Consider the following 12,166-nt stretch of genomic DNA (forward strand, 5'->3'; position numbering starts at 1 on the left):
GATGAAACTTGAATTACAATACGTATCTTCCCCGACCCGTCTAGTCAATGAGGTAAGGGAGAGTCTCGTAGCGGTGATGGTTATAATCCTCGCCGGCTAGAAAGCGCCATAAATACCAAATGCCGAACTGAAGGCCGATACGGTCAACGGCCCAAGCATGAGCGTATTCATGAGCCAAAAGACCGGCTACGCTTTCTCCCGCCGGAGTCAGAACGCCGCCCTCAAGAAGAGGGGATCGAAGGGTTAGATTTTCGATGCTTACCCAATTAAATCGCGACACGCCGCTTAAACCTTCCAGATCGGTAATGCCGCCGCGCCTGAGTTCGAAGTCCCTTTCAACCGGCCCAATGTCAATGCCCCCGCGCGTTAAAGCTATCTCGCGGGCGCGTTCCATCACTTGAGGCTCAAGGCGCACTCTAGTTCCATAAAGCGCATTGACCAAAGTCCTGGCAACAACGCCATAAACCATATGCCGCAGAAAATACAGGGAATCATAATTACCCCGCAAAACATCGGCCAAATAGCCCGCCCCGCCGTCCCAAATCGCCTCAAAAGCGACATCGGTAATCGCGTTTAAAGCCTGTTCGCTTCCAGTTCGGCCGTCGCTGAGCATGGGATTGCCGCGCTCAGGAATCAAGCTGCGGATGCCATAAACGGCGCCGTAGGAGACAACGTCGTACCGGGGATCCCGAATGGGACGCTTGGCGATCCAATCAATGGTGGCGTTGAGCGTCCAGCTAAGAAGGGCGTTGAGGCCGCCGAGGGCGACATCGCGATGGAAGGCGCCTTGATTCAAAACACTGCCCAAAACATAGCCTGTGCCAAAATTGAGTCCAAGGTCGCTATACCATGGTTCCGGTGTTCTAATGATGCCGGCTTGCTCCAATAAGGCGCCTGTCAATGCCGCAGTGACCCCCATGATCGCAGCGTTGTAATAGCCCGATGCCGGATAATCCTGCTGGAGCCGGGCGACTTGCGCAGGATCACTGACCAAGGAAGATGGCAAGGTCGTAGCGCCGCCGCCGGCTAAGGTGACCATAAATCCGTCGGGCGTGATGGAAATACCCGGCCTAAACGTTGACCAAAGACTATCCCTTTCCCGGCTCTCGCGATAGGCGGAGGCCGAAGACCCAAGGGTCACAGCCAAAAAAGGCGCCACATTATTTAAAGCGAAATTGAACGCAGGGTGCGTCGGACGGGGATTGCTCGGAGCCGGAGCAATCAAACGTGCCCCATCAAAAGTCGCGCCGGCGCGCCCCATAGTATCGTCTTGCGTGCAAACGTCTTCAGCGGCTAGCGTGCCCGAGAAGCAAAAAAAAGAGAAAACTAAAATAAACGCTTTGCCTGCGGCGCGAGCCATGACACCCAAGTTTACCCGGCCGGCATCAAGATTATCCTGAGCCTAAAGGCCCAATTGAAAATAAAACTTAAGTCTTACCAGTCAGGATTCAGACAGTAGCGGTATGCCTTGCATGTCATTCCGGCGAAAGCCGGAATCCAGATTTATATTTCTGTTTTTTAAAGACAACAAAATTGCGAAAGAGGGTCTGGATTCCCGCCTTCGCGATGACTAAATCAAAAAAGGTGTCGCCGGAAAGTGTATTTTACCGGACGTCGGAGAAAACTTTCAGCAGCGCGTCGTAGGAAACTTCGTAGGACTTTTTGCCGCCGGAGGCCATCAGCTTGTTCAGTTTCTCGCCGACTAAGAGCATTTCGATGATTTCCCGGTTGACCTCGATGCGGGCGAGCTGATAAATGTACTCGATTAAGAAATCCGCCATCTCTTGGGCATTGCCCCAGTAGCCGCTCGCGATCGCGCTTTCCAAATCAGGCGAGAGCGCCCCGCCCAGGCTCGTCAAGATTTGATCCCTGCTGATTTCGCAAGGTTCGCCGGCAACGCAAGTGTAAGGAATCTCTAGGGCACCGCCGATCTGAAAAAGGAGCCAGTTTTTAAACAGGGTCTCATCAGCAGAGATCAGGCCGGGAACCGGCGAGAGCCGGCGGCCGGCGATGGCGGACAAAGCCAAGGCGTCGCGCTCCGTGTACCCCTCGGAGACCATGAAGTCGCGCAGAGCGTTTCGTCCAATCCTCATGGCCATGCCGGAGAGCAGTCGCTCGCTTGATTCAAGCGTTAGGATAGCGCTGATGGCGGGCAAATTATCGCTCAGCCATGAGCAGGTTTCCGCATATTCCTTGCCAAAATAAGTACAGAAACTTTCCACCATGGCGGCGCGCTGGAAAGGATCGGCATTGATGAAATTCGAGAAAAAAAGACCCTCTTTGCTTGGGTCTGCGCCGGTCTTGGTGGCCAAAGCCCGAAAGGCGGAGTCAAAAGTCCGGTAAGCCTCAGTAACCTCGCTGCGGTCTAGGGGCGGAGTTGTCGTATGGTAGTAACCGACCACGCTCTTGGGCTTGACCCACGCAGGAGTCGGGCCAAGAACGCCCTCGGCACTCAACATAAAACCGCTCTCATGAACCTTAGCGGGGCCCATTTCCACCGTATCCCAAGAACCCGAGGCCGCGATTTTCAACCACGGCGCTATTTCATAGGAAGTTCCGGCCTCGCCGCCGGTACGGGAAAACTCGATCCCGGAACCTTTTTCCCAGTGATAGCGAAAATAAAGCTCCGCCTCCCGTCCGGCCACAATGGCCGAGATCATGGCTGAAAATTTTTGTTCAAGGCTCAGCTCTTTAAACACGCTTGTGAAGCGGACGTCCAACGCCGTTTCCGGATGATCCGGCAGGGAAGCGAGCAAGCCGCCGCCGTAATGCGGGGCATGCTCAAAAGCCGGTTTGATTTCATTGTAGCCGCCACGGTATCCCCAGATCGTTCTAAAAGGATGCGCTTCGACCACCCCTAAATTCTGCGCGTCGCCGAAGGCCGCAATCAGGGCGATGGGAATTTCCGGGTGCCGAAACATAAAACCCATGCTGATATCGCTTTGAAAATTGGGGTATAAAACAGTGATTTTACGGTTGAGTTCAGCCTCATAAGCCGCATAGGCTTCGTTGTAGGCCTCAATCTCCGCCGGGTCGGAAGAAGAAGGCGGCTTGGGCTCTGTCGCGCGGACATTGAAAGCCGGCATGCGCCCGGAAACAGCATCCGCGATCACGCTGGCTGAAACCCCAAAATGAACGGGGCCCGCCAGCTTAAAGCTTTTGGCAAGCTCGGCAAGCACGCTGGCCCAGAATATAGGTTCCGCTGCCGATGAGCCGCTATAACTCATATAGCGGCCGGCATCGCTAAAAGCCGATGACGAATCACCTGCACCGGTATTGCCCGAAATATTCTCTGCAATAACATCCAAGTCTGCCGCTAAAGTTGGTTCCTCGGCTGGGAAAAGATTAATATGAGGCGCGGCAACCCCGCCTTTGGCGAGAAAGCGCCAGTGAAGCTTGGCTCCCGGACTAGATTCCCAACCTTTGGCTACGGTAACGTAAGGCATGACTCCCAATTTGGAACTACCAGGGCCGCCCGCAATAATGCCGGTTTCAAGCTCCAAATCTCCCCACCATTTAGGCGCAGGGTGCAGGCCTGTCCTGCCTGCCCCGAGTGGAGTCGAGGGGAGCGAAACCGAAAGGCCGAGGGGCTCGCCGGAAATCGGCGGTTTTGCCCCATCAAAAAGAACCCCGGTTAATTTGAGGCCGTCATCGGCCAGAGCCGCCTGGCCCAGAAAGAGAAGCAGGGCATAAATTTTACCCATGCCTTATTTTGACCCTTGGCGGCTCCGCGATCTTGAGCCCTTAGATAGTCAGCGCAGGGTCTGCAGCCTCATTAACCCGTCATTAAAGCCCGGCCCTACGCCAAGTAAACTAACGGTTAATTAAGATGGAATGAAGCAGACTCCCAAGGTACCCTTTAACAAACTTGAGGGTGGTGGAACCGGCGAGCAAATCACAGGAAGCCACGGACCAAGCATGGCGTATGGCAAAAACTAAACCGCTTGCCAAAAAGCCGGCCGCTCCTTTCACTCTCAAGGCTTTCCAGAAAATTCTGGAAAGAACAACGGATACGTTAAAGCAAAGAATTATCGGAAGGTTGAGAAACGAACTGGCTACTAAAAAACAACTTAAGGCGTTCGCTACTAAAGAAAAACTTAAGGCAGGCCTGGAACGCGTGGAAGTAAAGCTTTCGGGACATGATAAGAACTTTGAACGCATGGAACAAAAGTTGGACCATTTGGAAAAACAAATTGTCCATGTCGTATTCAAAGAGCATGCCCCTATGCTTGAAACCACGAAAAGCGCATCCAGAAATTAGAAACCGCCTCCACTTAAACTTCCGCAACCGCGATTCTGGATTCCCGCATTCGCGGGAATAACGACGCAACAGAATTCCCCGGAGCCTACTATCATGTCATGAACCCGGGCTTGAAACGGCGCCCCGTTTTTATCTCTGACCATGACTCTCAAATCTTTGCGTCAGAATTAATGATCGCAAACTAACCGTTAATTAACCAAGACCCCGCATTCCTTGAATGTCTGGTTGCTCAAACGAAAGACCCATAAATCCGGAATGAAGGCTTCAAGACAGGGGCTTTCCTTATTAAGAAAATTCCACGACAACATCGCTCATTCTAAAGGAAGGAATAAATGTTCAAGAGCAAAACAAAATTAGCCGCGCCGGCCTTATTGGCCGCAGCCGCTTGTCTTGCGCCAAGCTACGCGACCGAGAATCCGGTTATTACGCCGTTCAGCGTTACGCCGGTGGGCGCCGTCGTGGCGCAAATTCCCTCCCAAAAAAACGGATTCACCACAGGTGATTTTACTCTCAGCCATTTGGGCGATATGTTTGATGCGCTCAAAAGCAATCGACCGATCAAACTTGATAAAGCGCGTTTTGATCTGGCTCCAGGAGTGTCCAAGGGAACGATTCGACTAGACCGGCTGGAAACATGGCCGGCGCATTCCCCGTATCCGGAGTCAACCAAAATGTGGCCCGCATGGAGCGGCCCCTGGCTTGAAGTCCAAGCCGTGCAAAAAGGCAGCCGCTGGAACGCGGTCAAAAGCTCCATTTCCGTAGGCGATTGGAGATCGCTGCCCGCAGATATTTTTAAACGTCCGCCGACCCACACCATGACCGCCGTGATTTCCCGGTTCGGAAAAATTTTGGCGATGGAAACGGCGACGCAAGGCGCCGGCGGCACATCAAAATGGGGCATGGGCAATATGGGCCCGGCGTCTTTTTGGCGACCGTTTCCTTATGAAGTTTCCAGCCGCCTGGTCTATTCGGTTTTGCGCGGCGCGCACCGGCTTCTAATGAAAACCGTGCTACTTTGAGAGGTTTACAATGGACAAATTGGCGCTGATTTTTATTGGAATCGCCGTATCTTTGCCATTGAGCTGCCGTGCGGCTAACGCTGATGCTTGGCATGAACGCTCGGGTCTAGATGGTCCGCATGATGACGCCGCCCGCGCCAACGCTATTTTTGACGGCGGCCACAGTGACAATCGCGTCCTTCCATCGGGGATCAGTCCAGCTTTGACCTTAGCGGAGGCGCCGGACGCGCCAGATTCCGATGATGCCTCAACCGGAAAAGTCAAAGAGAATAAATTACCCCCGAGGCCTCCTCGCAGCGCAGCTATGGAAAAATTTCGCAAAAAATTGGGGTCCAATTTGAAAACATTGGGCATCGCTACCGGTATAACGCTCGGTTTTTCACTTTTACCCGTCGGAATCGTTGCTTCGGGTCTTGTGGCAGGGGCGTCCTTGGCTACGGCCGTCTGGCCCATTGCAGTATTTTTCGCCATCGTCCTTGTTGTGCAGGCCGCCATGACCGCCCTGTTCATTATCAACGATTACAAAGAAGCCAGAAAGGAGATCAAAAATGGCCGATAGAACGCGAATCTCGATTGCGACAACATTCATCGCGTTTTTTATTTTAGCGGCATTATCCGATCGTTCGCACGCCGGCCAAGCGGAGGCAATGGCCGGACAGGCAAGGTCTTATTTTGATGAATCGGCGGCGAGTCCAGCCGCAACGGATGCTCCCGTGCGGCTTGGTCGTTTAGATGCCCAATCAGGGGATGAACAAAAATTAAAAGCAGACAAAATAAAATCGGAAAAAACGCCCAAAAATCCTGCGATGCAAGATTTCCGCCGCCAGTTCGTGTCCAGGCTTAAAACCATGGGTTTGGTCATGACCGGCGCGGCCGGACTGGGCATTGTCGCCAGTGCAATGGCCGGATCATTCCTGGCGTTTCCCATCATCATGGTCATGGGCCTTGCGGCTATCCTGCTGACGTTCGGTCCGGTTATCCTGATTGATTATTTAAACGCCAAGTCGTCAAAAAAGCAGCCTCTAATTGCCGATACAACCGAAACTGGAGAAAAAAAGTTATGACGAAAACTCTTATTGCTTGCCTGTTGACTTCGTTGGTATCGACGCGCGCCTGTTTCGCTCTTGAGCGACGTATTGAGATTGACGATTGGAGAGTCCTCTCCAGTGCCATGGACGCCCGGCATTTGAAGGCGAAGGAACCTGCCTCGACGCCTGTGAGGATATCCGCTTGGTCGCCATCGAGCCCAAGCTATCGATCCGGGGAATTCAAACCTGACCAATCAAGGAAAAAAGCGCCGCTCTGGCAACGAGTAACCGAACCCGTAGGCGGCGGGCTCGCAGCCGGGCTCAGCGTCGGCCTGTTTACGCACTACGTCATTCGTCATCCTCATGTTTCTATGGCGCCAATCGCCGGAGCCGCGGGCGGGATGGTCGGATTTTGCGCAGCAGCTATTCATGGCGAATATAGAAACCGAATTCATCCGGCACTCAGCTTTGCTGTTGCGGTCGCGGCTCCAACGATGAGCGCCGGGCTTCTTGTCGCACTGCGGGGCATGCCCGAACTAATTCCATTAACAGGCATTGTCGCCGGCAGCGCAGCGCTTATCGGCGCCGGCGCCGTTGAAATCACCAGGCGCTTAACAAATCAATAAAAGAAAAATAAAAAAGGAGAGCCTGCCAATGAAAAAACTGATCAGCATATCTGCGGCGTTCGCTTTTCTACTGCTGCCGGCGTCAAACATAAAAGCTGAGGTTGGGCTCAACGACGCAGCCATTCCCATTCAGCTCTATGACGGCAACCGATGGAGAACCAGCAGAACATACAGCTTTAAAAATAACGAACTTCTTTTTTTCTCATCAAAAAAACCCGGGGCTCCGCATCCATCGCTGGCGGGAAAAATTTCAGGGTCCTGGCGCTACGCGGGGAAAAAACCGCTCTCGACACCTGTGGAAATCGTTGCCGTGTCTGTCGGCTTCGGGGATTACGAGAAGGAGGCTGAACTATGGCCCGTGCGCGACGCTAAAACCAATCGCCTGGCGCCATCCGTAAGAATTCCTCGAGGACGGCCGTTGCGCGCCGGCTACAAAACCGCCGCCCTGGTCGCGTCGGAGAGGCTCCCGGCATCGCTTGATATTTACCCAATGTTGGCTGTGCGGCTAGGCAGACTTGTCGGCAAAATTGTTTTACCGGCAACCAGGCTCATCACCCGCCGTTGATCAAAAAACAACGGTGATAAAAAATTCATGAGACACAGAACAATCGTTGTTGCCATTGCGTTGTCGGTTGTTTTGGCGGCCGGGAATGCCGTGGCGGGATCTTCGGCCCATGATGCCGGCCGGGCTGGGGCACGTTTTGACGGCTCGCGCATTGTCCGTTCCAGAAAAAAAGTGCCGGTTTTGCGTTTCGGCGCGCAAGAGGGAACGGCCTTAATCCAAATCGGCAGGCAGCCCGCCAATTGGCCCGCCGGCAAAATCTACGTCAGCGCGGGCGTTATGGGAGAATTTGCCAACCACGGCAAAACCACCCTAAAATCCATCCAATTCCTGGGCCATGAAGTCAAATTGGATAGGCGCGTATGGAAATTTAGAGAGGGCTTCGAGCTTACCGGCCCGCAAGGCATTCTTAATTATCCCAAAACGTTCGCATTGAGGCCGGGCGAGTCGCGCGCGGTGACCCCGGTGGCCTTCACGACCCTAAGCAACAGACTGATGAAAGCCCTGGAAGCTTCCGAGGAAGTTCGCATCACCATGGTCGCCCGCGTTGGCAGACAGATCATCAAGTGGGCCCTGCCCATCGCCCGCGTAATACCACCGCGAAGGTAACATTAAGGAGGACTAAAATGCGTCAGAACTCTACTCTACAACGATCAATGAAACTCATCCGCACAACAGCCGCCGCGCTCTTGATGCTGGGCGCCATCTCGCCGAATGCCATGAGCACCTCGGTCAAAGAAGTTCCTTTCGGTGAGCTTGAAATTTTTGACGGAGCCAGGTGGAAAAAGGCCGAGGGGTTTAAGTTTGCACTCCGGGAGCCCTTGAGTGTTGTGAATAATCGCTTCCCGGCGGTGATGACGGCTAATGACGGCCTCCGCCTTTACGCCGATTTCGGCGGCGCTTGGCACTACAACGGTAAAAGAGCGGTTTCTCCAACCATTAAGGTGATGGGCTTGTGCGTGCGTTTTGAGTGTGTTGCCGACCGCGGCCTTCTTAAGCCTTGGAAAGTCACCAATGTGATGGACACCCCTCCTGCTGAACCGGTTGGGCCGTTTCGATTGTCCCGAGGAAGCAGTCGTGGCATTCATTATCGGGCCATGCCCACCGTAAGCTTCACCATGGCCGGGATGCGCGAGGGCACCAGAATCTTCGGTACTCTGTTGGTTCAAGTCGGCCGCAGGCTAGGGAAAATCGTTTTTCCGGCGGCCCGCCTGGCCGTCGTCCATTAGTTGATTCGCGAGTTAACCAATAATTAACTAAAACCGGCCTTTAGCTCAATATCAGGTAGCCGGGCCTTTGGGCCCGATCTTTTTAGTCTTTGGATTCAGGACGCCTGCCTGCCACCCTGTTACCCTCATGATTATGAACGAAAGCTTAAAATCGGGAAGCCAGGAAATGAACAAGGCAACAACGCCGCAGCCTGCGATGCGGGGCCTGCGCATGACAACTCTCCTCATAGCGTTCGCTGCGGTGCAGATGCGGATGACGGCGCCGGCAGCGGCATACTTCGGCCCGGTCCTAAAAGAGGAATCTGAAGTTTACAATTTCAATCCAGACGATCCCCCAATGAGCGTGACTTGGTACCGCAATCCAAGCGAAGAAGTGATGAGGATTTTTGGCCGGCTCTTTGAGATTTTACCGCGATTCCACCCGTCTGTAATGCCCGTTATCTTGGAATACAAGACGGAAATAGATGTTGCTCCCGCCTATGTAGTAAAGACAAAAGAGCTTTATCTTTATGGTCTTGGCCCCGGCAGCGGCGTTATTGTCATTACCTACGAATTGCTGGAACTTGTTCGCAACGAGCATGAGTTGGCCCTCATTATTGCCCACGAACTAGCTCATGTTCAATTGGAACACGTTAAAAAAGTCACAAGCAAAAGCCGGCGGCTGTACGAGCGGGAAGCTGATATCGTTGGAGCCCTCTACATGCAGGAAGCAGGTTTTAATTGCAAGGAGGCCGAGGGAGTATTCAGACATTCTTTTGAAGTTGACTGGGCCCGCGCTACAACCCTTTTTATGCCCCCTGAAGAAGAGACCCGAGACTGGGTAGCGAGACTCCATGAGATTAGATACGAGGAGGGCAACCGTGATGCCTATCCAGAAAGGCTCAATGTATTGCGCAAGGTTTGCAAATGACGCGGCAAGGGAACGGTCGGTCAGCGTTGCGATGATCAAAAAAGCGATTTTGTGTCTGGCCGTCCTTTTTTGCCTGAGCATGACTTTCGGGCAACAATGGGCTTTAGCTGATACCGACCACCTCTATAACGACTCGCGCCGGATTTTTGACGGCGGGCAGCAAGGAGAAGGGGGCGGTGGGACGCTCGGGTTGCCGGGGTCCATGCCGGTGGCAGCGAAAACGACGGAAACGGCCCCTACGCCGTCCCCGGGAAAAACCCCAGACAAAAAAGTCCTTAAAGCCAAAAAATCGCCGGCTCGCTTTGTTCGCGCCGCGGCAACCGCGACGTTGGTTACCGGGGTCGCCGGGTTTTTCTTGGGGGTCGCCCTAGCCGTTATGGTGGCCCTGTTCCCTTACCTCTGGATCGCCCTCGCTGGTTTTGCGTTGACTGTTTTGGGTTACAACCTCTCAAAACTCGGCAAATCCTTGGGCAAGAAAACCTAACAAAGCGCCTCCGGTAAACCCATTCCAGCCCTACTGGAATTATATACATTTTCATGTCATAATATATGACATGAAGTATCTTATTGAGGTGGCCCAGGACAGCAAAGGCCGGCTCTACCTCAAAAGAGCGACGACCGCGGGCAAGCCCGCCTACAAACGAATCTGCACCTCTCAAGACGCTTCGCGCAAACTGCAGCGATCAAGACGGCAAATTTACCGTCTTCTTGAGACGCAGGTCATTAAAACACACGGAAAATTTCTGGGTGAATGGCTTTTAGATTTAGAAGGTGTCGAAAAATTGGCGGGTTTGCCCAAATCTTTAAAAAAACCGCCCAAGAAATTTCAAGTCCTGTTTCCAGAATATCCCATCAACCAAATTAACCCTTACCGTGACGTTAGGCTCATGCTCTCCCGCATCCTTGACCAAGGCACTCGCCAAGAGATGAAATGGGTACTGCGGCGATACCCGATTAGCGCCATCCGCGATTTCTTGAAACAGGACGGCTCACGGGTTCTTTCGGCTAAATCGTTGCGCCTTTGGAGTCTTTGTTTTGACGTGAAACCATCCTTGCCGCCAAAATGGCGCCTATCCGGACGCGCTTGGGGGGGAGCGTAAACCTTTATGCCCTGGCATCCCCAAGCCATGACAAATGATTGCCGGCAAACTGCGCGCCTGCTTTTGACGCTGCCCCAATTAAAAAAATTTTATTTGGCCGGAGGCACGGCGCTGGCGCTTCAGTTTGGGCATCGGGTCTCCATGGATTTGGACTTTTTCTCCCCGGATTACCCGCTTGACCCTAGTCATTTGGAGGCTTTAAAAACGGGGCTTCGTAAGATAGGACGCTTCGCCATTCGCAAAGAAGAAGAAGGTACCCTGCACGTTGTTATTTTGGAAACGGCCGTCAGTTTTTTGCGCTACCCCTACCCTGCGCTGAAACCTCTTCTATCCTGGGAAGGCTTAGCGGTCGCTTCCTACGAGGATATCGCATTGATGAAAATCGGCGCCATTATCGGGCGGGGAGCCAAAAAAGATTTTATCGATCTTTACACAATCAGTCAGAAAATCCCGTTAACGGATCTATTGAAACTGTCCGAGCAAAAATTCAAGCATTCGGCCGACTTTTATCTGCAAGCGGCCAAGGCCCTTGTTTACTTTGACGACGCGGAATCAGACCCAAGCCCCAGGTTGCTTAAGCCCGCGCGTTGGCCCCAAATCAAAAAATACTTCGAGCAAGAAGTCCCCAAGGCCGTAAAAGTCATCCTCAAGTCTAGTTAACCAACAGTTAACTAAAACCGACCTTTAGCTCAATATCAGGTAGTCGGGCCTTTGGGCCCGATCTTTTTAGTCTTTGGTTTCAGGATATCCGCCGCCGCCCCTGTTACCCTCATGACAGCGAACCCAAAGAGGAGGGTGAAAAGATGAAAAAAACGAAAATGATTGCGACAAATGCCGCAGCGCTGGTCTTTGCGTGGGCCATGGGCCTGCAAGCAGGGAGCGAGCCTCATCCCATTTGCGAAATCCCCGCAAGCAAGGTTTCTTCCGTGGCCGCATCAGACTCCAAGGAAGAAGTGATCAAGGCGCTTGGAAAAGTCGTCAAAACATGGGATGGCAAGATTGGAAAACCGACGAAGAAAACACATGCCGTCAAGACCAAACCCATTGAACCTAAAAAAGATGATTGCGCTGAAAAAAGAACCGCTCCTAAGGTACGCGCCTTGAAGTGGAGAATCAGCGACATTGAATACGATATCGCCGATGCGGAAAGCAGTTTGTCCAGAGCGAGGAGTTATTTTGAGGGCAAAAAAATTGAATACCGGGTCCGATGTGTTGGCAAGGACCCCGGGATGATCAACATTTCCATGTGCCGCTACCTTGCCGATGCGGAATTCAGGGGCTTTCAAGAAGTTCTTGATGCGGAAGATCGCTTGAGCAGCCTCAAGAGCGAAGAACTTATTGCCACCCTACGGCTCGATCGCCTGCTTGGCGCGTGCAAGGAATAGGGGGGATACGATGTACACCAACAAACACATAAAGGCAAATAAAATG

At 52.9% G+C, this 12,166-nt stretch carries 15 protein-coding genes; 13 read left to right on the plus strand and 2 right to left on the minus strand.

Annotation, left to right across the window (positions count from 1 at the left end):
* Positions 1-40: 40 nt before the first annotated feature.
* A complete protein-coding gene (locus tag HYT79_07030; protein ID MBI2070342.1) occupies positions 41-1,360 on the minus strand; it encodes a hypothetical protein in 1,320 nt (439 codons plus the stop codon).
* A gap of 244 nt (positions 1,361-1,604) precedes the next feature.
* Positions 1,605-3,704 carry a hypothetical protein gene (locus HYT79_07035; protein ID MBI2070343.1) on the minus strand — a complete coding sequence of 700 codons (2,100 nt, stop codon included), beginning with the start codon at positions 3,702-3,704 and terminating at the stop codon, positions 1,605-1,607.
* 173 nt (positions 3,705-3,877) lie between these two features.
* Between HYT79_07035 and HYT79_07040 the strand changes: the two genes are divergently transcribed.
* The 13 genes from HYT79_07040 to HYT79_07100 all read left to right on the plus strand — a co-directional run bounded on the left by HYT79_07040 (position 3,878) and on the right by HYT79_07100 (position 12,120).
* A complete protein-coding gene (locus tag HYT79_07040) occupies positions 3,878-4,261 on the plus strand; it encodes a hypothetical protein (protein ID MBI2070344.1) in 384 nt (127 codons plus the stop codon).
* Between the two features lie 332 nt (positions 4,262-4,593).
* Positions 4,594-5,280 carry a hypothetical protein gene (locus HYT79_07045; GenBank protein MBI2070345.1) on the plus strand — a complete coding sequence of 229 codons (687 nt, stop codon included), beginning with the start codon at positions 4,594-4,596 and terminating at the stop codon, positions 5,278-5,280.
* 10 nt (positions 5,281-5,290) lie between these two features.
* Positions 5,291-5,839 carry a hypothetical protein gene (locus HYT79_07050; GenBank protein ID MBI2070346.1) on the plus strand — a complete coding sequence of 183 codons (549 nt, stop codon included), beginning with the start codon at positions 5,291-5,293 and terminating at the stop codon, positions 5,837-5,839.
* Positions 5,829-6,344, plus strand: a complete 516-nt coding sequence (locus HYT79_07055; GenBank protein ID MBI2070347.1) for a hypothetical protein — start codon at positions 5,829-5,831, stop codon at positions 6,342-6,344. The genes HYT79_07050 and HYT79_07055 overlap by 11 nt, the downstream gene beginning before the upstream one ends.
* Entirely contained in the window at positions 6,341-6,934 is a 594-nt protein-coding gene (locus HYT79_07060) for a hypothetical protein (protein ID MBI2070348.1), read from the plus strand. Before HYT79_07055 ends, HYT79_07060 begins: the two co-directional genes overlap by 4 nt.
* Before the next feature lie 28 nt (positions 6,935-6,962).
* On the plus strand, positions 6,963-7,499 hold the full coding sequence (locus HYT79_07065) for a hypothetical protein (protein MBI2070349.1): 537 nt from the start codon (positions 6,963-6,965) through the stop codon (positions 7,497-7,499).
* Between the two features lie 27 nt (positions 7,500-7,526).
* The gene (locus HYT79_07070; GenBank protein ID MBI2070350.1) at positions 7,527-8,105 is read left to right on the plus strand and encodes a hypothetical protein; all 579 of its coding nucleotides are present in this window, start codon (positions 7,527-7,529) and stop codon (positions 8,103-8,105) included.
* 47 nt (positions 8,106-8,152) lie between these two features.
* Complete coding sequence (locus HYT79_07075; GenBank protein MBI2070351.1) at positions 8,153-8,725, plus strand: hypothetical protein; 573 nt, start codon at positions 8,153-8,155, stop codon at positions 8,723-8,725.
* A gap of 133 nt (positions 8,726-8,858) precedes the next feature.
* Positions 8,859-9,635, plus strand: a complete 777-nt coding sequence (locus HYT79_07080; protein ID MBI2070352.1) for a M48 family metalloprotease — start codon at positions 8,859-8,861, stop codon at positions 9,633-9,635.
* A gap of 31 nt (positions 9,636-9,666) precedes the next feature.
* Positions 9,667-10,119, plus strand: a complete 453-nt coding sequence (locus tag HYT79_07085) for a hypothetical protein (protein MBI2070353.1) — start codon at positions 9,667-9,669, stop codon at positions 10,117-10,119.
* 70 nt (positions 10,120-10,189) lie between these two features.
* Positions 10,190-10,735, plus strand: coding sequence for a hypothetical protein (locus HYT79_07090; GenBank protein ID MBI2070354.1), 546 nt, complete (start codon positions 10,190-10,192; stop codon positions 10,733-10,735).
* A 6-nt stretch (positions 10,736-10,741) separates the two neighbouring features.
* Positions 10,742-11,395 carry a nucleotidyl transferase AbiEii/AbiGii toxin family protein gene (locus HYT79_07095; GenBank protein ID MBI2070355.1) on the plus strand — a complete coding sequence of 218 codons (654 nt, stop codon included), beginning with the start codon at positions 10,742-10,744 and terminating at the stop codon, positions 11,393-11,395.
* Between the two features lie 143 nt (positions 11,396-11,538).
* Entirely contained in the window at positions 11,539-12,120 is a 582-nt protein-coding gene (locus tag HYT79_07100; protein MBI2070356.1) for a hypothetical protein, read from the plus strand.
* The last annotated feature ends 46 nt before the right edge of the window (positions 12,121-12,166 follow it).

Source organism: Elusimicrobiota bacterium (assembly GCA_016180815.1).
Classification (GTDB): domain Bacteria; phylum Elusimicrobiota; class Elusimicrobia; order JACQPE01; family JACQPE01; genus JACPAN01.